Origin of the sequence: Streptomyces sp. BHT-5-2 (assembly GCF_019774615.1) — a bacterium.
Classification (GTDB): domain Bacteria; phylum Actinomycetota; class Actinomycetes; order Streptomycetales; family Streptomycetaceae; genus Streptomyces.
Genome location: NZ_CP081496.1, coordinates 3,207,048 through 3,229,093, shown reverse-complemented (window position 1 = coordinate 3,229,093; position 22,046 = coordinate 3,207,048). Strand labels below are relative to the sequence as shown.

19 protein-coding genes and 3 pseudogenes are annotated in these 22,046 nt (G+C 66.3%); 14 read left to right on the top strand and 8 right to left on the bottom strand.

Going from position 1 to position 22,046, the window contains the following annotated elements; genetic code table 11:
- Positions 1-136: 136 nt before the first annotated feature.
- Positions 137-676: a GNAT family N-acetyltransferase gene (locus tag K2224_RS14380; RefSeq protein WP_221909695.1), complete on the top strand. Its 540-nt coding sequence runs from the start codon at positions 137-139 to the stop codon at positions 674-676.
- A gap of 78 nt (positions 677-754) precedes the next feature.
- Here K2224_RS14380 and K2224_RS14375 read toward each other — a convergent pair whose 3' ends face one another.
- Entirely contained in the window at positions 755-907 is a 153-nt protein-coding gene (locus K2224_RS14375) for a hypothetical protein (protein ID WP_221906936.1), read from the bottom strand.
- Here K2224_RS14375 and K2224_RS40465 point away from each other — a divergent pair.
- The 5 genes and pseudogenes from K2224_RS40465 to K2224_RS14350 form a co-directional block, all read left to right on the top strand.
- Positions 899-1,099, top strand: a pseudogene (locus tag K2224_RS40465) (DNA primase); the annotation flags it as partial. The gene K2224_RS14375 and the pseudogene K2224_RS40465 sit on opposite strands and share 9 nt — an antisense overlap.
- Positions 1,096-1,500 (top strand): annotated as a pseudogene (locus K2224_RS14370) (DUF6009 family protein). The pseudogenes K2224_RS40465 and K2224_RS14370, both read left to right, overlap by 4 nt.
- A 172-nt stretch (positions 1,501-1,672) precedes the next feature.
- Positions 1,673-2,362: a hypothetical protein gene (locus K2224_RS14360; RefSeq protein ID WP_260692617.1), complete on the top strand. Its 690-nt coding sequence runs from the start codon at positions 1,673-1,675 to the stop codon at positions 2,360-2,362.
- 49 nt (positions 2,363-2,411) lie between these two features.
- Positions 2,412-2,759, top strand: a complete 348-nt coding sequence (locus K2224_RS14355) for a hypothetical protein (protein WP_221906934.1) — start codon at positions 2,412-2,414, stop codon at positions 2,757-2,759.
- The gene (locus K2224_RS14350) at positions 2,756-2,914 is read left to right on the top strand and encodes a hypothetical protein (protein ID WP_221906933.1); all 159 of its coding nucleotides are present in this window, start codon (positions 2,756-2,758) and stop codon (positions 2,912-2,914) included. Before K2224_RS14355 ends, K2224_RS14350 begins: the two co-directional genes overlap by 4 nt.
- 405 nt (positions 2,915-3,319) lie before the next feature.
- Here K2224_RS14350 and K2224_RS14345 read toward each other — a convergent pair whose 3' ends face one another.
- The gene (locus K2224_RS14345) at positions 3,320-3,508 is read right to left on the bottom strand and encodes a hypothetical protein (RefSeq protein WP_221906932.1); all 189 of its coding nucleotides are present in this window, start codon (positions 3,506-3,508) and stop codon (positions 3,320-3,322) included.
- Between the two features lie 1,098 nt (positions 3,509-4,606).
- Between K2224_RS14345 and K2224_RS14340 the strand changes: the two genes are divergently transcribed.
- A complete protein-coding gene (locus K2224_RS14340; RefSeq protein ID WP_221906931.1) occupies positions 4,607-5,389 on the top strand; it encodes a ribosome-inactivating family protein in 783 nt (260 codons plus the stop codon).
- Positions 5,390-5,882: 493 nt separating this feature from the next.
- Here the strand turns inward: K2224_RS14340 and K2224_RS14335 are convergent, their stop codons facing one another.
- A complete protein-coding gene (locus K2224_RS14335; protein ID WP_399018564.1) occupies positions 5,883-6,941 on the bottom strand; it encodes a helicase associated domain-containing protein in 1,059 nt (352 codons plus the stop codon).
- 27 nt (positions 6,942-6,968) lie between these two features.
- Here K2224_RS14335 and K2224_RS41605 point away from each other — a divergent pair, with 27 nt between their 5' ends.
- Positions 6,969-7,250 (top strand): hypothetical protein, encoded by a 282-nt coding sequence (locus K2224_RS41605; protein ID WP_399018561.1) that lies wholly within the window; start codon positions 6,969-6,971, stop codon positions 7,248-7,250.
- A gap of 498 nt (positions 7,251-7,748) precedes the next feature.
- Here K2224_RS41605 and K2224_RS14330 read toward each other — a convergent pair whose 3' ends face one another.
- The gene (locus K2224_RS14330; RefSeq protein ID WP_221906930.1) at positions 7,749-8,417 is read right to left on the bottom strand and encodes a hypothetical protein; all 669 of its coding nucleotides are present in this window, start codon (positions 8,415-8,417) and stop codon (positions 7,749-7,751) included.
- 173 nt (positions 8,418-8,590) lie between these two features.
- Positions 8,591-9,412, bottom strand: coding sequence for an AAA family ATPase (locus K2224_RS14325; RefSeq protein WP_399020034.1), 822 nt, complete (start codon positions 9,410-9,412; stop codon positions 8,591-8,593).
- Between the two features lie 46 nt (positions 9,413-9,458).
- On the opposite strand from K2224_RS14325, the pseudogene K2224_RS14320 reads away from it, so the two are divergent.
- Positions 9,459-9,749: pseudogene (locus tag K2224_RS14320) on the top strand (macro domain-containing protein); the annotation flags it as partial.
- A 1,334-nt stretch (positions 9,750-11,083) separates the two neighbouring features.
- Positions 11,084-11,740, top strand: coding sequence for a hypothetical protein (locus K2224_RS14315; protein ID WP_221906929.1), 657 nt, complete (start codon positions 11,084-11,086; stop codon positions 11,738-11,740).
- A 12-nt stretch (positions 11,741-11,752) separates the two neighbouring features.
- On the opposite strand, the gene K2224_RS14310 is transcribed toward K2224_RS14315, so the two are convergent.
- Positions 11,753-12,520: a transposase gene (locus K2224_RS14310; protein ID WP_221906928.1), complete on the bottom strand. Its 768-nt coding sequence runs from the start codon at positions 12,518-12,520 to the stop codon at positions 11,753-11,755.
- Positions 12,521-13,080: 560 nt separating this feature from the next.
- On the opposite strand from K2224_RS14310, the gene K2224_RS14305 reads away from it, so the two are divergent.
- The 3 genes from K2224_RS14305 to K2224_RS14295 all read left to right on the top strand — a co-directional run bounded on the left by K2224_RS14305 (position 13,081) and on the right by K2224_RS14295 (position 15,342).
- On the top strand, positions 13,081-13,545 hold the full coding sequence (locus K2224_RS14305) for a DUF6233 domain-containing protein (protein WP_260692615.1): 465 nt from the start codon (positions 13,081-13,083) through the stop codon (positions 13,543-13,545).
- 300 nt (positions 13,546-13,845) lie between these two features.
- The gene (locus K2224_RS14300; RefSeq protein ID WP_221906926.1) at positions 13,846-14,844 is read left to right on the top strand and encodes a competence protein CoiA family protein; all 999 of its coding nucleotides are present in this window, start codon (positions 13,846-13,848) and stop codon (positions 14,842-14,844) included.
- A 123-nt stretch (positions 14,845-14,967) separates the two neighbouring features.
- Positions 14,968-15,342: a hypothetical protein gene (locus tag K2224_RS14295; protein WP_221906925.1), complete on the top strand. Its 375-nt coding sequence runs from the start codon at positions 14,968-14,970 to the stop codon at positions 15,340-15,342.
- A gap of 493 nt (positions 15,343-15,835) precedes the next feature.
- Here the strand turns inward: K2224_RS14295 and K2224_RS14290 are convergent, their stop codons facing one another.
- Positions 15,836-16,354, bottom strand: coding sequence for a hypothetical protein (locus tag K2224_RS14290; protein WP_260692613.1), 519 nt, complete (start codon positions 16,352-16,354; stop codon positions 15,836-15,838).
- 313 nt (positions 16,355-16,667) lie between these two features.
- Between K2224_RS14290 and K2224_RS14285 the strand changes: the two genes are divergently transcribed.
- Positions 16,668-17,258, top strand: coding sequence for a DUF6461 domain-containing protein (locus K2224_RS14285; RefSeq protein WP_221906924.1), 591 nt, complete (start codon positions 16,668-16,670; stop codon positions 17,256-17,258).
- 63 nt (positions 17,259-17,321) lie between these two features.
- Here K2224_RS14285 and K2224_RS14280 read toward each other — a convergent pair whose 3' ends face one another.
- Positions 17,322-21,698 carry a hypothetical protein gene (locus tag K2224_RS14280; protein WP_221906923.1) on the bottom strand — a complete coding sequence of 1,459 codons (4,377 nt, stop codon included), beginning with the start codon at positions 21,696-21,698 and terminating at the stop codon, positions 17,322-17,324.
- Between the last annotated feature and the right edge of the window lie 348 nt (positions 21,699-22,046).

Sequence of the window (22,046 nt, the reverse complement as noted above, 5' to 3'; positions counted from 1 at the left end):
TTGGTCTTTGAACTGCCTGGGGAAGGTGGGGAGTGGAGAGCGGCCCTTGACTACCGCAACGGGTCTGCATGGCCCCGTTGGCTTGATAGGTCCGCGATCCTTGATCGTTGCCGATCCTGCTGATTGGTTGGTCGGCATGACTGAACTCGGACCCGTCGCCTGGCCGCCTGCCCCGATCGAGACTGAGCGGCTCGTGCTCCGAGAGCCTGAGGCCCGGGACCGTGCGGCGTTTATCGAGCTGCTGGCGTCGCCAGAGGTGCACGCCTATCTCGGCGGCCCCCAGTTGCGGGACGAGCTTGAGCGTGAGATGCCCGAGGTGCCCGAGCGTTGGCCGGGGAGTTTCGTCGTTGATCTCGATGGGGCGCTGATCGGCCAGATCCTGCTCAGGAGAGCAACGGAGCATCTGCGCCCGGCTGCTGTGGGGAAGGTCGATCTCGGCTATCTGTTCCTGCCGCGGGCGTGGGGATTCGGGTATGCCGCCGAGGCGTGCGCGGCGGCACTCGATTGGCTCGGCGGTGTACTTCCCGGCGAGCCGGTGGTGCTCGCCACCCAGACCGCAAACGTTGGTTCGATGCGTCTCGCGGCAAAGTTGGGGTTTACCGAGGTAGAGCGGTTCCAAGCCTGGGATGCCGAGCAGTGGCTCGGCTTGCGGCCTCCGGTCGTGACGTCTGCTTGAACTCGTGGACGAAGCCGCGTTGTGGACCCGTCGACCGTCAGGTCGGCGGGCCCGGTGATCGGTGGCGGTAGCCGATGCTCACTGGAGGCGTCTGAGCGGGGCGATGTCGGTGACGCGGTTGGTGATCGTGGGGCGGGCGGCTTCCGGGGTGGCGAGCAGGGCGACGATCGTGACGGGCTGGTCGCAGTGGGGACAGTTCCGGACGGCCGTTGGTGCCAGGGGGCTGAGCAAAAGTACCTCTACCTCGCCTACACCCGCTGGTGCGAAGGCGAAGGAGCCACCCCCGTCTCCTCCCGCGCCTTCGCCGGCCGCGTCCGCGAGACCCTGGGTATGAGCTCACCCAAGGAGATGGCCACCTCCAACTCCAAGAAGTACTACCCAGGCATCGGACTCATCGCCGACATCACCGAGGAGAACGCGTGAGTGCCCTGATCGACCCCAAGGATCTCACGCACGAAACCGACCTTGTGTGGCTCGAGGACATCACCCACCTCGACTACGTCCGTCAAAGCCTCGACCGCGTCTCCAGCCGACGCCGCCAACCCCCAACCACCGCGACGGCCGCCTCGTCGGCTACGCCACCCTCGGCACCACCGCCAAAGCCTCCCGCGCCTCCGGCACCTTCCTACGCCGCGTCTTCTGGCTCGCCCCCCCATGACCGCGACCAACAACCCCACGGCCTCTACGCCACCGCCGCGCCTTCCGAAGCCGTCGACCCCCGCACCCTCCAACCCCGCATCAAGGGGTACAAGACCGAACGATCCGAAGGCGGACCCGCCTCCGACGCCATGCGCGAAATGGGCATAACGCTCCCGAAGGTGTAGCCGAGACCTGCCCGCAGAGTTCGACGAGCGCGCTGGTGGCGCAGGCGAAGGCGGCGCAGCTCATGCTGGCGAAGGCAGGGTCCCTCGTCAGCACCGACGGTGTCATCAACGTGGCGCAGGCGTCGAGCCCTACGTCGAGCAGGTCGAGGACCTCGGTGCAGGTACTACGGCTGTGGCCGGCGATACGATCCTCGGAGTCACCGGGAACCTCCGCACAACCGCCCTCTTCCAGCTGGCCACCGAGCTGCCCGCCGCCATCCTCGCGCGCTCGGCATCCACATCCAAGTCGCCGTCCAGTGGCAACGAGCCGCTGCCGGCGACTGGGCAACCTACGCAGCCGAAGTCAGCCTACGCCCCAACCTTCCCGGCCAACGGAGAGAAGCACGTGACCTTCGATGACCAGCGCCTACTGACTCTGCTTCGAATCCTGGACGATCCAGAACATTGGGAGTTTCCTCGGGACTACGACCATGTCGCCACCCGATCCCGCTTCGATCAGCTCGCCGCCTACCTCGATCAGGCATTCGACTGCACATGCTCCGTTGATCGCGGAGTGCAAGATGCCAGCTTCCACGGCGACATGGTCATCCCAGCGGTCGCCACGAAGAGCCGTGACTTCATCGTCGTCCGCTTCAGCAATTTCGGATCCCTGATCACCGCGACTGCTGGAGGCGTCGCAGCCGATACCGCAGAGCTCGCCGACGGGATACACGACGAGGACCGCAGCCGGATCACAGCCGCCTCAGCGGCACTCGGCTGCGTCTGGATGCCCAGGCACGTGCTGAGGAAGCGATACGACGGACCGACGGAGATGGACGACTGGCAGCAGCTGTGGTGGCACCGCTACTTCGACTACATGTGAGCACGGGCACCCGGCATTCAGACAGTTCCAATACCCGACGTCACCGTTAGTGAAGGAAGTACGCCTGCGCGAGGCCGTCGACAAGGTCACCCACATGCAGTTCGACCGCCACGGAACGCGTGTCTGGGGAGCGGTCACCACCTTGCTGGACGCCGAACGTACCCGCCAGGCGGTCGGCTCGGTCGTTGTCCCTTTCGGCACCTGCTCCGAGCCGTCCAACATCGCTGCCGCCGGCGGCGCCTGCCCGATGCGGTCCCGCTGCGTGGGTTGCGACCACTTCTCCACCGACGTCTACCTCGACGACCTGGGAGAGCAGGTCTGGCGCGAGTCCGGCATCGGCGGCCCCGACGACACCGAACAGCTCCAAGCCCGGATACCACCCTCGAACAGCAGGTGATCGACCTGGAACTCAAGCTCCAGGACCGTGACGACGACCTCGCCGCCGCCCGCGCCGTTCGGCACGACAAGCGCGCAGAGCTGTCGACCGACCAACTGCGCGCGCTCCTCGCCGTTGTGCAGGGGGAGGCGGCTGGCAGCGTCGAGGGGATGTGACGGCGCCTGGCGTGCGTGTCAGCTCGGCCGAGGCACCAGGCGGCTGGGGCCATGCATGCTTGGTGTTTCGGCGGCCCGGCGCCCTGCGCACGGGCTGCCGTCCCGCGCCTCGTCGACCCGGGGCTGCGCGCCGGTCGTTTGCCGGGTCGACATCCCGACCCCCGAGGTGCGCCGCAGCCTGCGGGGCGGGCCCACCTGTCCAAGGCGCAGGTCGCTCGCGCACTCGGCGTGAGTTCGTCCACGGTCAGCGCGTGGGAGGGCGGCCAGGGTCCGTCCGGGGAGATCCGTACCAAGTACGCGTATCTGCTGGACGGGCTGAGCATCAAGTTCGCCGCGGAGGAGGGCGACAGCCTAGGCCGCGTGATGCTCGCGACCCAGGCCACAACTCCTACGGTGCGCAGGGTGCTACTGCCGGCTCTCCCGCCGCCGGAGAGAATCGATCGTCAGCGCCACGCCCGCCAGGCCGGCCAGGCCACCGGCGGCGGTGATGACCTGGCTGACGACCTGCCAGAACACGGTCGTGCTCGGGTGGGCCATGGCCAGCGTTGCGCAGACGACCGCAACCACCGTAAAGAGCAGGCGCACTACCGTCACGCGACCTAGTCGGGGCCGCGCCGCGGGCGCGACGTCCGTCCCGGTGGGGACGAAGACGTTGTCATCGCCGTTGTGATCGCCGCCGTAGACGTGACCGTGGTTGTGATCACGTTGACCGTGATGGGGCTGTAGAAGGCTCCCGAGTACGGCGGACCGGCCCGGTAGGCCGTGGGCGGCAGTGTCGGCGAGAGGTACGGCGCCGTACCGGGGGCCGGCGCCGGGGCGGGGATGGTCACGTAGGACAGGGCCGGCTGGACGGGCACCTGACGGGTGGTCGGGGTGGTCATGGCGATCTGCGGCTGATCGGGCAGGGACGTCCACGTCCACGTCAGGCGGTCCCCGTCACGGAACTGTGTGCAGGGCGGTACCGGGGCTATGTGCGGCATCGAGGCAACGTCCACACGTTGGGGCAGCACCCGCACGGTGCTCTTTGGCCTGGCTCCTCGGGTGCATCGAGGAGGGTGGGCGTGGCATCCGCATCTGTTCACGGGTATCCGTGAATGCGGGCGCTGGTGCGGTGCTGGGAGCGAGCATCTCGGTATGACCTCGCACACGGGCCGCCGGCTGGGTTCGGATCAGAGCTCGTCAATGATCGCCCTCGTCCAGCAGCAAGCATCGTGCCGGCGTCGCCTTCACGTCGCCCGCGGCAAGCCTTCGGATACGTCAGTAGCTATGCGTTAGCTGTGTGTTAGTGGGTCGCATGCGCGGTGGTCGAGAGTAGTGGGCGTACGCCCCCGCCGCGGCGGAGAACCTGGTCGTTTACGGCGCGGTTCTCTGCGGGGTCAGGACGTTTGTGACCGTGATCTTCGTGGACGCCGGACACCGCTCGGGTGTCCATGGATAGGAGAAACCTCGTTGAATGCTCGTACGTTAGCGCGTCGCGCGACTCTGGCAGCCATCTGCACGGCGGTGTTGGTCGGGGCAACATGCACCCCCAGTTACGCCGACCGCCTTCCTGCTCCGGTCGACGGGCAGTCGAAAAGGGCGGTAGCGCTGCACCCGCAGGCCCTGTCGCAGCCGGCCACAGTGAAGCCAACGACCTTGCATGACGCCAGTACCTCCCACTCGGCAGCCAGCGGGCGACGGCCGATCTCAACCGTGATCCCCTGGCGGTTCGAGGCCGAGCAGAACGGCTCCATTCCCTATCAGCGCATGGTGCAGGCACTACGCGACGCCTCAGGCCCCTCGATCGGACACGGAGTCCACGAGACGACGGACAGCTCCAGCCTCATCCAGGTCGTCGTGACCGGGATCGGGGACGGGACTCTCAACCTCTACTTCACCGCGAATGACCTTTACTTTCGTGGATACACCGTGGGAGACAACACCGGTCTCTACGGCCTCGGATTCTTCGGGGACTTCGACCTGGCCGACGCCTTGGGTATCCCAGCGAACCAAGCGCCGAACCGGATCCGGATCGCCCCGGATCCGAGCTACGGCGCCCTCGCCCGTGTCGCGGGACAGGGCCTGGACAGGGTCTCTGTCAGCTCCTACAACGTCTACGCAGGACTGCGGCTTCTCTACCAGGTGTCGACCAGCGGTGCTAGCGGCGGCAACCGCCAAGGGGTGGCCGCTGCAGTGCAGCGCCTCATCGTGGTCACCTCCGAAACTGCCCGCAGCCAGGACATTTTCACCCGTGCCACCCGCACTTACATCAACCACCAGGTGGATTCGAACCTCTCCATCAGCGAGCGCGAGGAAATCCAGCAATGGCGGTCCCTCTCGGCATACCGCGTCGGACAGATCCACGGACGAACCAACTCGAATAGCACGATGAGTCGCCTGTACGACCAGCTGGAACGGGCCTTCCGGTCACCGGAGGCAGTCACCGAAGCCCTGGACAGTGTCGCAGTGGCCAAGCACCCCCACCGCGAACTCTAGGAGCCACGACAGGACTGGGCCTCAATCCCAAGGGCCTGACACTTCGAGGCACCACCACTACCGGGTCACCATGACCGCGGCCCCCGATGCCGCCCCCACTCCGCGACGCCGAGTTCGCCGGCCCACCCGATGCCGAGGCCCCAATTGCCACTGGCCCGGACAGCAGTTCCGAGGGCCGGCGGGCAGGGGTATTCCGGCTCATTGGCATCACGGACTTGGCGATGCCGGAGCGCCCTTCGGGCACGGCAGGACAGGTCATCATCGCCTGCACTGAAGTGCTTGGCGCTCCCGGGCCAGCTGTCCGCGGAATCCGGGGCGACCGAGCTGCTGGTCTGACCGCTGACGAACGAATGAGATGGTGAGTGCGGCGGGACCTGGGTCCCGCCGCACTCCCTCCGATTGGCGATTAGGAGGGTGTTCAGGATTACGCGTGTACACCTGGTAGAACAAATCGGCCCGGGGCGGCACCTGTCTGCCGCCCTGTCGGTTGTGGTTATGTCCAGTCGAGTCCGAGCTCGGTGAGGGTGGTGAGTTGTTCGTTGGTGAGTTTGGCGCGGCGGCTTTTGGTGTTGGATAGCCATACGCCGAGCCGAACAGGGACCAGGTCACCGTCGTCGGGGTGGAGGTTTTCCTCGTGCTTGCGGGGCACCTTCGTGTGGCCTTCGCGTGCGGTGTACTGCGCCAGCGCCGCGATGCCTCGTTCGAAGGCCGTCATCTTCGCCAGACCTGGCACTCCTGCGGGGACGGCCGTCGGCTGCTGCGCGGCGACTGCCTCCGGTTTCGGGGCGGGTGCGGGGGAGGGGGCGGGGCCGACGCCGAGGCCGGCCAGGCGCTCGCGCTGCTCCTCGCTCAAGCGCTCCCAGCCCTCCCGTTGTGCTTGCAGCCATGCTCCGATGTGCTGGCTGCTGACGGTGACGCCGGGCAGGATCTCCTCCAGTGTTGCTCCGTCTTTGATGAGGCCGGTCAGTGCCGCATATCGTCGCTGCCAGTCGATGGGCCAGGTGGGGTTCCAGTCGGGGTCGATGGCCTCCAGCGCCCGCCGGCGGGCCTCCGCGCGTTCTTCGTCTTTGCCCAGGCCGTCGGTTTTGCGGCAGTTGGCGAGCCATTGGCCCACCGCGACCGTGTCGATGGAGGCGTCCTTGGGAGCTGCGAGGGTGCCGTGGAGGGCGAAGTAGTCCCGGGCCGCGGCCAGGTTCTTCCAGAACCGCGCGTCAGCGACCGACCACACCATGCCCAGTTCGTTGAGCAGGTCGACCCGCCACGCCTTGAGCGTCCCGGCGCGGAAGGCGCGCCGTTGCTCGCTGACCCAGGCCCCCAGCGCATACGTGTCACCGTTGCCGTTGCCGGCGTTGTCTTCGCCGTCAGCCTCGGTCGTCCCGATCGGGACAACGGCATCCAGCGGCACTTGCGCATCGCCATGCTTTTCGACCCATGTGCGCAGGGCGTTGAGGCCGGACAGCCAGACTTCGGAGTCGGGCGCAGCACCCCGGGTGCGCAAGAACATCGCGATGACGTCGGGGTCGCGTGGCAGGGAGAACCGCAGCAACGGCACCCCCTTCTTCCCCTCCTCCTGGTCCTCGTGCCCCTCCTGCTCCCGGCCGGCCTCGCCGCGCCCGGTCTTCTCTTCGCCGCCCTCGCCTTCCTCTTCCTCGGAGGTGCCGGCGTCGCGGTCTTCGGCCGCCTCCAGCTCCGCACCGTCTTCGTCGGCTGCCTGCTGCTCCTCGTCTTTCTCGTGGTGGGGGTCGAGGGCGACGACGGAGGTGGCTTGTCCGCGGGTGCCGCGGTCCCCAGGACCATACGTTCGACGATCCGCTCGTCGTGGGCGCGTAGGCCCTGGAGTACGGCGACCAGGGGGCGGTAGCTGGGGGAGGCCATCATGTCCTGCGGGTTTTCGCCCGGCTGAAGGAAGATCGGCACGATCAGCCTCGCCACCTTCCCCTCACCGGGGTCCTGACGCAGGCCGCGGCCGGTGATCTGTGACAAATCCACTAATGATCACTAGATGTGTGAAGTGCTGAGCTGTGCATCTAGTGATCGTTTCAGGATTTTTGGGCGTGGTGCGGTGTGGCTCTGAGCTGGGGTTTTCGTGGAGCTTTGGAGGTTGGAGAGGCCCCTGAAGTGCAAGTTCAGTGATCGGCTCGGATTGTAGTGATCGGCATGGGATTTCGTTTTGCTTGCACGGCCGGGCGGACGGCTTTGTCCTGGTCAGGTCCGGTCTGGGGAATGTCCCTGTGCGGCGGCTTCGGCCTCGTGTCAGCGGCAGGGGCGAGCGCGCTGCGGACAGGTCCTGCGGGTGAAGACGGGCCTGATCCTCTTCGTCATGGCCGAGTTGGCCCCGCGCCTGGTGGAAACCGGCTGATCACGGCAAGTCGTTCTCAGGGGTGTCTGTAAGGCCGAGTTCCTCGTCGGTGAAGGGATCGCCGAGGTCGGGCATGGCGAAGAGGGAACCCGCGCCGGTAGTGGTCTCGATGAACCTGACGAACCGGTCGACGGGCCGGTGTACCTGTTCTTCCTCCAACGATGCATGGCATGCGCGGCAGCGCCACGGGCGCTTCAGGGTGGTCCACTGGGCCCTCGTGCACGCTGGGCATGTCACGAAGTACGTGGAGGGTCCGAAGGCGTTCTCCCAGTGCGCGTATCCGCTGCGGGGGCGGTGGCCAGTCTCGGTCCGGTCGGAGGCCAGGGACGGCCTGCCGAGGAGCACGAACTCGCCGCCGGGCCATCGGCAGGTGCAGGCGGTCTCGCACCGGCATGTGCGGGTCTGGGCCAGTTCCTTCGTCTTTTCGGTGCGCGGTATGCCGGAGCCTTTGACCTCGATCCAGGTGCCGAGTTCGGGTAGCCAGAAGTCGGGGATGTAGAGGGTGCCGGACTCCAGGGTGATCGTCTCGGGTTCGTACTCCCACTGGATGTGGTTGCTGTCGAGGGTGGCGGCCCAGTCGGCTTCGAGCCGGGACCGGAACGTGGCGTCGCCGTAGCGGGTCGGGACAGCGTCCATGGACGGGCCGGGGCTGTCGGGGGTGCTGATCAAACCGGGCTCCTGTCCTGGAGTTGCGAGCGTGCTGATTATGCCGGTCGTAGGCCGAGGCAACCACGGCGGACCCCTGCCGGGGGCAGACGGTGCTCGTCGAGTGGGCTTTCGCCGCCCGGCAGCCCCGGGCGTGAGCGCCGGCCCGGCCGCCTGCTGCGGACCTGCGGTTCGTTTCAGGGGCCGAGCTGGGCTGTCGCGGCGTCGATCTCTTTCTCGGTGATGTTCTCGCTTCCGCTGCGGATCGCGAGGACGGCGGCGGTGGAGATGACGTAGGTGAGGGCTTTGAAGTAGCCGCCGGTGCGCTGGTGCAGTGTGACAGCATGTTTGCTCAGGGCGTTCTCCTCCAGCTGGTACAGGCACAGGTCGGCCTCGAAGCTCGCCAGGACGCGCCGGAAGGTCTCGTCGTCCTTGGTGTCCAGGGGCAGGGGGTGCAGCCAGGTCACGGGCAGCAGCGCGGTGGGGGAGGGCGAGACGGGTTCGGCCGGCCGTCCCGCCTGTTCGAGCCGTACCCGGTTTTCCTCGCTGACCCGGGTCAGCTCTCCGGCCAGGATGCGGGCCTGGTGCAGGCGGTGGCTGGCGCCGGTGCCGCAGAAGACGAGCGAGATACCCAGCTTGTCGCGCAGGTAGTCGAAGTAGGGCAGGATGTTCGCCAGGTGCTGCGGCGAGGCGCGGTTGATGTCGTCGATGAGCAGCAGACGGGTCTGTGCGGTCTCCAGGACATAGTTGACCGGCAGGGTCACGTCCTGGTGCTTGCGCATCTCCAGGACTTCCACGAGGCTCTTCGGCTCGGGATTGAGACCCAGGTAGGAGCCGATCTCCCAGAGCCAGTTCACCCTCGGCTCAGGGTCCGCGGGGGTGGTGATGTGTACCACCGGGATCGTGTTCTGGCGCCTGCCGCCCATGGCGGCTTCGACCTCCCTCTGGGCGGTGCGTCCAATTGCCCGCAGCAGACAGGTCTTGCCGGTGCCCGCGGGCCCGTCGATGACATGGTCCATCAGCCCGTCACGGCGCCCGCTGTTGCCGTGGACCGCCTGGACGACCATCTCCTGCATGTGGGTCATCGCGTCGGTGGGCCCGGTGTTTCAGGTTTCCGGTGTCGATGCTTCGCTTCTAGCCTCCTGCTACCGGGAGTCTCTTCGGGTCGCTGACGAGCTGGGCGCGCGGACAATCGCGTTTCCGGCCATCTCCACCGGCGCCTATGGGTGGCCGTTGGACGACGCTGCTCGCATCGCGGTACAGACGGTGCGGGACACGGAGACGGCGGTGGAAGAGGTGCGTTTCGTCCTCTTCGACGACCAGGCGTTCGCAGCTTTCGCTGTGTGCGTTCGCTGACTGCAGTACGGCCTGGATGGATACCCCTGCCTGAGCCCCCATGTACCGTCGCCGGACGGGCCGACACCTCGTACGAGGTGTCGGCCCGTCCGGCGATTCATGACAGGGCCTGTACTACATGTCGTGGCTTATGGCTCACAAAGACGCCTTCCGGAGCCTGGTCCGCGACCGGCTCGGGGCTTCGGCCACGGCTCAGATCCTCTGGAGCGGGCCCCGGCTGATCTGTGTCGACGGCGACTCACCCGTTACGACGCGAGCACCGACACAGCATCGACCTGGTCCGCTGCCGGTATCTCGGCAACGGCACATCGGTCTTGAGGCGGTAGCTTCGGTTACCGGGCAGTCGGCCGCTACCAGGTGGGCCCGCTGGCGCACAGCCCCTGTGCCGTCTCAGCTATGCCGCGGCGTAGCTGAGGGTCGTCCGGTGTGCCCGTGCCGAGCGCGGGAGCCGGGAGGGGCGTGTGAACTTGTAGGCGTGGGGGCGTGTTGCTGCCTTTCGACGTGGCGGTCAGGGAATGGCGGTGGATCTCCAATGGTGCGGTGAATCCCCGGTTTCGCTAACCGGGGATCGTGCGCTATAAAGCCTGGTTCTCTCGAAAGCGGGGTACGCCGCGAGGTCAGGCTGAGAAAGGTGGCCAGCACGGACTGGCTCAGGTTGATCCGCCAGGTTCCCTCTTGCCGCTCGTGGAAGACGCGACGGCCGTTTCGGAGAGCCTCTTTGAGCTGCAACCGAGTTGGGATTCGTTGGGAGCAACTTGAAGGCGCTAACCAGTTTTCCGCGGGTGCGGCGGCTGGTATGTTCTACCTAAAGCCATCCACCGTGGCTGCATGCCTTGCGGAGGACACGGGGCAGGTTCTCGGTCGTTGAGTGTGCGGGAGGCGATCGGGTCATAGTCTGCAGGCTCGGGGCGAATCATTGTCGGTGGGCGGTATCTGAAACGGTCGAACGCCATGGGAGGATGACCGGTATGGCTGAGTACGTAGAAGATTTCCTGGAGGCAAGGGCCTCATTCATCGGCGGTGAGCCTGTCGTGAAGGCGATCGTGCGGCGTTACCGTGAAGGGTTGGAACAGGGCAACAAAACGCGACCGCGTCGGTGCTCGGGGAGCTGATGCTGGAGATCGCCAAGCCCTTCGGAGACCTCGGGGATCCTGAGTGGCGAAGTGACTGGAAGCCCTAGCCGGTTCCTGATGAGGCTCCCAAGCCCCAATTGAGCGATTGGGGGCCGATTGAATGCCCTAAGGGCTGTCCCGCAATGACGTGGCAGCGATGGTGCGAGCCGTTGATCGGGTAGGCGGGTGAGGGGCCAGGCGCTGGCCGCTTACCCTCGTGTAGTGGAGAAGTCCTGGGAGTCGCCGAATAGCACCGATGCCCTGGTGAGTGCGTTTCCGTCCCGGCTTGCTGGTGACGTCCGGAGTGTTCTGGCAGTCGTACCGGACGGCAGGCTCTCATCGGCGGACCCGTTGAATGTCGAGGTGTGGGGTGAGACTGTCACCATCCCCTATCGGATCTACCACGATGAGCCGAACGCTGACGTGGTGCGTTCACTGCCCGGGATCCAGCAGGTGATCTTGCACTGCCTGTACTCCCGGCACTGCGATGGCAGGGCCCGTCAGCGTCACCTCGAACAGATCGTGAGGCTTGACGAGGCATGGGTGGTCCCGTTCGTCGTGCAGCTGGCCGGCGAGTACGTGGTGGAGATCCTTGAGGCGATCTACCGAGGGCTGCCCGGACTCGGTGTCCCGGACTCGGTCCAGCGCGGACTCTATGGGGAGTTCATCGCTCGGAATCCTGCGTTTTTCGCCAGCACGGAACGACGTGTGGTGAGCTACTGGTCCTGCTACTACCGCTGGAAATACCCGGAGTTCGGCACGTATCCGGGAAGCTCGCTGGCGGAAGCGTTTCGGGCCGCCGCCTCGGAACGGGCGGGCGCACCATGGCCCCGCCACACACCGGCCCCACTGGTGAACACAGACGGACAGACGACCTGAGCCCTCCACCGTCTATCCGGTGAGGGCCAGGTTGTGCAGGCGGGCGATGCCGAGCATCGCGTGATGGACGCCAGCGCCTTTGAGCCGGCAGTCGCGCAGAATCTTCCAGCCCTTCATACGGGCGAAGGCGTGCTCGACCCGGGCGCGCACCTGCTTGTGGGACTTGTTGTGGGCTTCCTTCCACGCGGGCAGTTCCTCGCCCTTGCGGCGGCGGTGGGGCATCACGAGTCCGGTTCCGGGGTAGCCGCCGTCGGCGATCGTCAGGGTCCTGCCCACGGCAGCCTTCGCGCCGGACTCAGCCCACGCCTTGCAGTCGTTGCGGTTGCCTGGCAAGGGTCGGCCGACCACGACGATCATGTGGGTGTCGGCGTCGGTGACGACCTGGTGGTTGGTGGAGTATCGATAGTTCTTCGACTGCTCGGCCACCGTGTGGTCACGGGTGGGTACCAGGGTGCCGTCCACAATGAGCACGGCGTCCTTCGCGAAGCGGAGCCGGGGCTGCAATGCGAGGAGCGGACCGAGCTGATCGATGATCCGGTCAGCTGCGGACTTCGAGATCCCGAACAGTAGGGCCAGCTGGCGCATCGTCAAGTTCGTGCGCCAATAGGTCGTGACCAGCAGCACCCGATCTTCCAGCGACAGACTCCAGGGCCGGCCCCGGCGCACCCCGTCGCCGCCCTCGCGGCGCAGCGCCGTCACCAACTTGCGGAAGCAGCGCGGACTCAGGCCCGTGAACGGGCCTATCCAGGACGGCTCCGACGCCGTGATCACACCAGCCACATCAAGAACATCTCATTCGTGGCCAGCCGTTACGGGACAACCCTTAGGCGGCGGAGAGCACCTTCTTCGAGCAGTTCTTGCAAGCGTTTCTGCTGTCTAGGTTCTGCATTCTCGATCACCTGCCGGACATCCCCGTGAAAGCCCGAGGTTCGGCGTGTGGCCCCTGGGTTGGTCATGCCTCAACGTGACGATCTCGGGCACGGTTTGTAGAGCAAGGTCCTTGGTCTCGGTTATCAGTCACGCCTCACGCGACGATTGCTGCGGTGATCCCTTCGTGGGCTCGGCTGGTCGCCGGGCTTGTCCTTTGAGGGCTACGCGTGGTGGGTCGCAGGGGGACCGTCCCTGGAGCGTCGCATTTCTCAGCGGCGGTGGCGACGGGAACGGCAGCGAGCTATTGCCGCAAGGCTCCGTGGCCTGGCGTGAGGAGATCCCGCAGAGCGGTGAGGAGCAGGGCTTCCTGTCGGACGATGGCTCCGCTGGTGAGCGGGTGGGCTGTGAGGGGGGCGAAGTGGCCGGTCTGCCCTCAAACACGCCGCGAGCGGCGACTGACCTGGACAGTCGTGGACATCGACGACGCACGCCCCTACCCGCAGGCCGAGCTGCAGCTCCCCGACGGCCAGCGCGTCCGGGTCCGGGTGACGCGATGCCGGCCGGACCGGAGCAGCCGATTCTGGTACGACTACGTCCTGGAGCTCCCGACGCGGGCCGATAGCCGACGCTACGGCCCCTCCCTCACCACCTACCTCGTCGAAGGATCGGCCCCCCACCCGATCATCCAGCCGATCGAGGGCGAGGACTACCGCGCGATCCACGCCCCACCGCCCCAGGAACGGAAGCGCTGGCGGCTCGCCCCGGCGCCCCAGCCCGCATGGTCGGACTTCATCGTGCACCGGCTCGACTGCGCCCAGGCCGAGAACGCCGAACGCGAGCTGACCGATGCCGAGGCGTTGGAGACGCTGGCGGATCCATCCGTCGCGGTGCCCTGCCCTGTCTGCCGACCCGAGACGGTCCTCCGCAACCTGTGAGCACGCTCGAGATCGACCGGTCGGACGAGCACGGGTAACACCACTCGCCGGGGCTCGTTGCCTGCATGTGCCTCTCCGCCTCCCTGTGACCGTGGCGCTGGCCGAAGCCGCCACGGACCTCCCCTCCGGTGAGAGCAGGTCGAACACAGTGATGCAGAAGCGCCGATCGCACGCCGCAACGGGATTCCTCCGCCGTCCGGCGCAGGATCGGGCGGTGCGCAACGTCTTGTAGAGCGACGGGTTTCCCCGGCCTTCGGCAACGGCAGCAACTGGAGTGATGCCGTGAAGGGGAGGGGTTCCGTGCAAGACGACTTATTGGTGGTGGGTTTCGATCTGGAGACCGGTAGGGAGGTGCACGTCGCGGAGCGGCCCGCGGAGCACTGGAAACGACGCGGGTACGGCGGTACGGGGCAGCTGGTGTGTTTCTACTGCTTCCACGGGTTCGAAGCTCCGGCGGGCACCCGGGTGCCGCTGGTGACGCGTGGGCGGCTGGGCGGGAAGGTTCGCCGGCACTTCGCGCACCCTCCCGGACAGGCCCCGGCCGGTGGCCACAGCCCTGAGACGGTCTGGCACATCACGACCAAGCACACCCTGGCGGCCTGGGCGTGGTCGAGGCCCGGGGTCGACCGCGTGCGGTTGGAACAGTGGACGGACGATCACGACCGGCGGGCCGACGTCGAGGTGCTGCTGAAGAACGGCACGAAGGTGGCGCTGGAGGCTCAGCGCAAGCTCATGACTGATGACGGGTGGCGGGCCCGCCACCGGGACTACGCGCGCCAGGGCGTGGTCGACGTCTGGTTCTGGCGGCCGGGCGTGCACTTCCCGCACATCGTGCTCGATGAGGGCCTGCCGGTGTGGTTCTACTCCGTTTCCAGGGGAGAGGCGGCGACGTCGCTGGGGCGGGCGCATGCGCGTGTGCGTCAGTGGTGGCAGGCGCCGGACCCTTCGGTGTTCGGGCTGCACCACCCACCGTGCGCATTGGACGAGTTGGAGCGGGTGACGATGCCGCTGGGCGCCCTGGACCTGGGGTCGGGCGGCGCAGTGCTGCCCGAGGACCTGCAGAAGCGGTTGCGCGAGTCGCAGCGAGGGGCGCGGGAGGAAGCGAAGCGGCGACGGGACAGCGAGGCCCGGTACGCCCGCGCGGTCCGTGCGTCCCGTGAGCGAGCGGCGCAGGCGAACCGGGAGGCACCACGGTCTGTACCCCTGCCGCCGGTGCCAGCGGGCGGTTTGCGATGCGAGGTGTGCCATCGTCCGCTGGATCCGATCCTGGCGAAGGGCCGGCGTCACATCCTGTGCTGAGGCACCCGAGTGCCCCTGTCAGACCTAACGGCCCTGAGAGGGCATGACGGGCGAAGGCGCTCACCCCGTACCACTACGGGGTGAGCGCCGTCTCGACAGGTGTCGTGGCTTGACGTGCTGCGGATGCACGGCAACGAGCTGCGCAAAGCGCAGCTGACCGGAGCCGCGGTGCACCGTCTTCAAAACGCTGCCGCCCTGGCACCCGACCGCAAGGCCCGCGCATCCGTCCTGCCCTTGCTCGCCCGCGCAGCGGGGGCCTTGCACGACGGTCCGCTGCTCGACACTGTGATGCGGGAGGCCGATCACCTCCTGGACCACGTTGAACACACCAGTCTGTTCAACCACTACTCGCTCCACGAGATCAGGTTGCGGGGCCTGATCGGCACCGGCCGGACCCTAGCTGCCATAGAGGTCTGCGAGAACGCTCCCTCCCCCACCATGACGGTCGCTCCACAGTGGAGGGTCTCGAACTCATCACCGTTGCGCACGTACAGCTGATCGGCGGTGCCCCCCGCGAGGTTGCAGCATGCCTTCACAGCGCCCTGGGCGAAGCAGTCCGCCAGTGTCTGCCGCACCAGCTGCAGCGCATCATCCGCGCCGCCGCCGACCGCCTGCCCGACGTACGCGACGCCGCCGGAGCGGCCCTGAACCGCATGCGGCACGAGATGGCCGCCTAACGCCACCAGCCGCGCTGCAGAGGGTGCCGGGGTCATTTAATTCGTGGATCAACACCGCGCGAAATCTACTCGTGCTCTGAGCTCAGCCACCGCGAAGCGGAACGTCACCTACGGGTGATGGCGCCCACGCAGGCGGGAGCCGAGGCGTCGCCCTCGAGATCGTGCGGGTCGAGCCGAACACCGTCTCGTGGACCAGATCGAGCTGATCGTCCTCCGCCGGGACCGGTAGGTGTACGAGTGGGAAGCCCACACGCAAATCCCCCTCGGCGGGTAACAGGAACCATCGGCGCGCACAGCGCGCCGATGGCGCAGCATCAGGGGCGGGAAGCGGTGCCGCGCAGCAGGTCAGGGCGGGCATCAGTCATCGCGAAGGCCCTCGTGAGCCCGGCCACGAGGGCATCGTCGATGCGGTATCGCCGTGCTTGCTCGTCACGCTGGAGGAGGGGGCCTGTGCTGTCCGGGGCGATGCGGCGCTGCGCCGCCTTGATGCTGGTCATCGTCCCACCGATCCGGGATATGGGGATCGGGTCCGCCGGGTGATCGGCGAAGTACTGCAAGACGTCGTCGTACGAGGCGGTGCCGCCCAGGTCAATGATCCGGCGCAACGCTCTCCGGGCCCCGGGCATGAGCGCGGCGAGTACGTGGAACAGCAGCTGCTCACTCCAGCCGTCCCCGAGGCTGTCCTTACTCAGGTCCTGGGGACCGGGCCGGGGCTCCACGGCTGGCGGCTCCGGCCAGTCGGCCGGGGTGACGGGGTGCAGCCCGTAGGCGGCTTGGACCGCGGCGATCGCCTGCTCGTAGGTGTCCGTCGTGGTGTCGATCGTCAGCCGCACGCCGCCCCTCCAGGATCGCTGCCACCGTCCTTCCCCACCGCCGGGACGGTCGGGCGCCAGCGCCTTCTTGCCGCTGTCGGAAAGTACGCTACTCGCTGCGGTTCCGCTCCCTGGCGCCCAAGAGGCCGCTCCGGCTAGTCCACCCGGCGCGTCTCTTACTCTCCCCTCTCCAGTTGTCCTGATGTGCTCGCACGTCGGCTCGAGCGTGAGGTGTCGTTTTGAGCGGGCCCTCCGGGTATTCGCTGCACGGGGTGCGGCATGCTGGTGGGGAGTCCGGTTTTCCGGGGGTATTGAGATGCTAGGGAGCTACGGGATGCCTGATGGGTTGCAGTGGATTGCTGATGGCGGTTTTGATCATTTCTGTTTGACTTTCGTGAAGGGGATCAGTCCCCAAGAGCTCGTGGCCCGGATGGGCGGAAATCCGGAGAATATGTCATCTCCCGTTTCCTTGGAGGAGGTGGAACGGCTGGACAGAGAGCAGGGCATGATGGCCTTTGTTGGCATGTGTCACGAATGGGCTTTCGCTTTTGAGCCGTGGAGCGCCGAAGGTGTCGAGGAAGACGTCATCGATGCCGTGGCTGATGGAACAGAGGCTGTAACGCTGTTCAGCAGCTTCACTGCCCCCTCTATTTTTAGCTATGTGAAAAACGGCGTACTCGTATCGCAGTTCGAAATCCACGACGTCGACTCAGGGGCGATCCTGGGAGAGAATCCCGGATTCCTCATCCCGGGAATGAAGCAGGCGGGATTTTTGCTGCCCAGTGGTGAATCTGCCGATCCCGGTGATCCGGATAGGTGTGCGCTCCGTCTCGGCGAAGAAGTATTCGGATTGTCCGTCCCGCCGATCAATGCATCCCTTCAAGGCTTGTCTGTCGTGAGCCTGAACCCTGCGCCATTCGCGTAGTGATCGCGAACGGGCAGTGAGCAAGGGGCCCCTTGCTCACTGCCCGTGACATTTCAGATCAGGTCAGACGCGGGGGCGAATCTGGCACAATTCTTCCAACGTGCACCCTTCGAACCCCGGGGTGTTGACGAAGAATGGATCTTCGTCGAGCATCCGGTTGTTCGGAACGAAGATCGTTCCGATTCGGCTCGCCGCTCCGGTGTTCTGACGGGTCGGGATGAGGGCTCGCCCGCACTTCTCGTGCCAGGTAGGAAGATCGAACTGATCGTGATCGCGGAGCGTCCAGTCGTTAGGGGCTACCTTCACCGCGTAGAGCGTTGCGCATTGGTCACCTGAATCCACCTTGTTCGGTCCCCCGGGCATTCCGCCGCTCTCGTGGGAAATGGCGAAGGCGTACTCGTCGCAGCTCGTTGATTCTGGAGCTTCCGGGCGAGCGTATTTTTTATTCCATCCCGAGGGGCAGATGACCTTGCGGTTGTCCGTGTTGGTCTGGTCTTTCCCGTTCTCTCCCTTGCGGTTCCCGGGGCCGAGGTAGTGGAGGGGGGCGTTGTGCTTGCGGCTTCCGGGGTGGGAAGGGAGTTTTTCCATCAGTACCCAGTACAGTGCGGCTGCTGCAGGGTGCTTGGCGCTATCCACTATGTAAGTGGGTGTGTACGCAGGGAAGACGCATCCCATTTTGTTGTAGTCCTTCGTTCCCTTGGTGATTTTGTCGCAGCGGATCTTAAGGGAAGGCTCGGACCACTCGATCCTGTTGAGGGGGAATTGTCCGACGCGGCCGGACAGGGCCCATTCTATCGCCAGGTTACTCTTGTCCTTGGTTCCCGAATCAGTCCACTCGTGCTTGAAGGTTCCTATGCTCTGGTGAGTGTCCGTGGGGCTCCAGCGCAGCGGTCGACTCCAGTTCTCGCCCGTTGTCGAACATCCGCCTCTGCAGAAGTCCTGGACATTAAGGTCAACGAACTGGAGTGTCGGATCTATCTTGACCGGGTATATCAAGAATTTTTCCGAGAATTCCTTCTTTCCGGCATCCAGAGTGATTTCCTGCTGGATTCGGAAGCTGGCCTTCCCGACGAGCTTCTCGTTGACGACCAAGTACATCTGGGCGTCCATGGGGCGGCATGCTTCGGTCCGAGTGTAGGAGCGGTCGCCGAAGACTGCTTCGCAGAACGGTTTAGCGGCCTGCGGTGTCGCCGAGCGCAGCTGATTGGCCTTCTTAGGCGCAGCATCCTGTACGGCGCTGAGCTCGATGCAGACCTGCTCGTTGCCCTTTCCGCCAGTTGCCCTGCATGCGGGAACAGGCGCTGAACGCTTGGTCCTCTTGGGCATGGGGATTTCCTGGGGAAGGTTCCGATCGTCGGGGTCCGGTGCGTTGGGATCGGCGTCCGGGAACCTGATATCGGGCATCAGCGAGTAGTTGCCGGGGACGAAGGCGACCGCGTCGTAGGCGATGTCCTGGTCACCGGTGCCGTCAGGGGTGATGGAGGTCAGCTTGACTTCCGGAACGGTGTCGTTGAACCGGAAGGCGCCCAGGGACATCCACCGGTTCTCCCCTATCTTCTGGTTGAGAGTCTCTGTACGGGTGCCGTTGGCCGTTTTGATCTCGTACTTGGCCTGCTTGGTCTGAGCTCCGTGGTCGGGGAGGTGGACCAGGACCATGGCCTGCTTCTCGGGGATGGCCTTGTCGAGCTTCCAGGTGCCGGTGACCTTCATCCGCTGGCCCTGGGCGTCGTCCTTGCGGGTGTGGGCGAACCAGAAGTGGCCGCCGTAGCCGGCGCCGAGCTGCTGCAGGTCGATCTTGGCTGAGTCGCTGCCGAAGGCGAGGTTGAAGGTGCCGCTGTTCTTCTTCGGCTGTGAGCAGCCTGGCCGGTGGACGGGCGTGTTGTCCGGCACGTCGTCGACGACGAGGGCGTTGCCGGGCAGGCCCTGGGTGGAGCAGTTGGGCGGATAGGCGGTGCCGTCGGCTTCTTCCTTGTAGGTGTCGTTGAAGCGCAGCAGTTCATTGCCGCACTGGGCTTTGGTGCAGTCCTTCCACGTGACCGGCTTGTTCCACCAGCACTTGAGGTCGCCGCGGGTACATGCGCCCAGGCCGGGCTCGTTCTTGTCGTTCGGGCCGATCTTGCTGGGGTCGCAGTCGTTGTCCTTGGTGCAGAACAGGCCCTCGGGCGGCTTCATTGCGGTGCGGGCCTCGTTGCTGTTCCACCAGGCGGCGCGGAAGCCGTGCAGCATCGTCCCCGGGGACTCCAGTGCCTCCAGGGGGCGTGCGGCCCAGCCGAGCACCTTCTCCTGGTAGGGCCAGTCCTGCGGATGCGCGGCCTGGGAGTAGTCGTCCTTGCCCTTGGCGTTCTCCAGGAACGGGGTGCGGTTGGCCTTCCACAGGGGGTTGGCCGGGTTGTTGGTGAAGCCCACCCCCCACTTGCCGCCGTTCTTGGACGCCTCGGCCTTGGGGTAGTAGCCGGCGTTGTAGGCCCACAGGGCGAAGAACCAGTTCTCCATCCACTTCGGGTCACCGTTGTTGACGGTGAGGCCGTCCTTGCGGGTCTGGTTCCACTTCTCGATCAGGATGTTGACGCCGGCGGCGATGTTCGCGGTGTAGTCCAGCGCCACAGCCTCCTGCTTGAGCGGGGAGAGGGCGGTCTCGTCCTTCTTCTCCTTGCCCTTCAGACGCATCCCGTCGGTGACCTGGGTGATGCCGTAGCCGCAGTCGGCCTTGTCCCAGTTGATACCCCACGGATCGTTCTGCTGACCGTCGGCCGCATATTTGATGCCGTAGTAGTTGCCGATCAGCGGGTTGCCGGTCACACCCGGCACGACGACCCGGGATGCCTGCCACATGTTGGATTCCTGCGCGGTGACGCCGAGCATCACCTGCGCCGGGACGCGGCCGCCGCCTTCCAGCGAGGTGAGGGGGAAGAGCGACTGGGGCTGGTAGGCGCCCATGCCGAGGTTCTTCCAGTTCGCCGGGCGCGAGATGTGCTTGTTCAGGTTGTTGGTGATGGCCTGGTCCACCGCCCACTCGACCTGCCGCGGCTTGGGCTGCATGGCCTGCTTGCGCGGGTCGTTGCGGGGCACCGCGCAGTAGCGTTGCGGCTCAGCAGTGTCGTCCAGGGACCCCGAAGCCGCCGTGGCACGGAAGGTCGCCTGCTTGGCACCGACACCCTTTGCGCCGGCGGGCGCGGCCAGAGCCGGTGAGCGGTCGGCCCCCTTGGTGCCGTGCTCCTCGGGGGTGACGCGGAACTCGGCCTGCTTGCCGGTGTCGAGAACGTTCAGGTCCACATCGGCCGGACGCGGGGCCGCAGCCTCCTGCGCAGTGATCCGGGAGTCCTTGCCGTCCGACCACGCCGTCTTCGTCACGAGCGCCTCGCCGCGAGTGGAGGCGAGGGATTCCTTGGGAACGTCCGCACGACGTTTGACGGGTGCAGGGAGTGCCTGGCCGGGCTGTGTCTGGCCGGTGATGAACACCGTGCCGTTCGCGCTGCTGGAGACGTCCATCTTTGCCAGCGGGCCGTGGGCCAGCAACGCGGACTGGGTCTTCTTCGCATCGGCAGCAGTGATGTCCTGCGTACCGACCCGCCGCACCTCGCCCTGGGCCTCACCGGCCGCCGGGGCCGGGGCCGCCGAGCGGAGCATGGGCGACAGGCCCGCCTTCGCCTTGGGGCGGTCCATGTACACCACGCCGCCCTCGGCATCCGCCTTGAGCTGGAAGGGGATCTGCTCGGTGTGGGCGATGGTGCTGCGCTGTCCGGAAGCGGTGATCTTCACCAGCCGGTTGGCGTCGGCGGCGACGATGTCCTTGCCCACCGGAACGGCTGAGGTGACCTGCCCTTCCAGCTCGATCGGCGTGTGCATCTTCGCGGCCTGGGCGTCCACCTCGATGAGGCGGGTGGCGTTCTTGTCCTCGCCGCCGGCCTGGGTGAACACCGCGGTCTCCCCCGTGCCGCACCCGGGGCTGAAGTAGGCAAGTGATGCCTGCCGGTTCAGCTTCTTCACGTCGCCGGAGTCGAGGTCGACGACGGCGGTGAACGCGCCGCGGGCCATCAACTCCGGGTTGTTGGTGAAGGTGCGAGGCGCGTAGGCGACCACAGCTCGCTTGCCCGAACCGGTCACACAGGCGTTGCCGATCCACATGTCGGCGTCGAAGCCAGGCTCACGCAAGGTCGCCGCGGTGCGCCAGTTGTAGGCGTCCTTCTGGTCCGCGACCAGCACGTGGAATCCCTGCGCGTCGGCGCTGGTGGTCCAGGCGCGGTCTTGGGACTTGTGCCAGTCCTTGCCGAGCACCGCGTCGCGGTCGGCGTTTTGGACGACCGAGGGACGGTCAGGCTCGGGACCTTCCGGGGGCGTGGTGTCGGCTGCCCAAGTGGTTGTCTGGAGGAGTGAGGTGAATATCGCGGTGGCTGCCGCCGCTGCGACAGGTGCCCGCAGTCTGGTGAAGCGGTGTCTCAAAGGGGTTCCTTCATCGTCGCGGCCAAGAGGGCCGCGTCGTACACGTACCGTGGAGCCGTCGAGGCTCGGCGGCGGCCGGGCGCAACTCAACGACGTCAGGCGAGAGTGCACCGCGCTCGTACTCGGGCACGGTGCCCCGTGGACAGGTGACCGCAACAGGAAGTCCTTCGACAGACAGCGATAGCGGGAGTCAGGACAGCTGCGTATGAGCGTCCGAGTGACGCGGATGGGGAAGGCAAGCGGTGCCAGGCCGGATAGATGGGCCAGCAGCCCGGCTGCCAGAGCCGGGTCGGCGTAGGGCGCTTGCGAAGGAGGATCCGGGTTCCCATGGCGGCAGCGGATCTCACG

Coding starts and splice junctions, on each gene's coding strand:
- K2224_RS14295 (WP_221906925.1), top strand. CDS start 14,968: ATGCACGGCAACGAGCTGCGCAAAGCGCAGCTGACCGGAGCCGCGGTG.
- K2224_RS14325 (WP_399020034.1), bottom strand. CDS start 9,412: ATGGACCATGTCATCGACGGGCCCGCGGGCACCGGCAAGACCTGTCTG.
- K2224_RS14380 (WP_221909695.1), top strand. CDS start 137: ATGACTGAACTCGGACCCGTCGCCTGGCCGCCTGCCCCGATCGAGACT.
- K2224_RS14285 (WP_221906924.1), top strand. CDS start 16,668: ATGCCTGATGGGTTGCAGTGGATTGCTGATGGCGGTTTTGATCATTTC.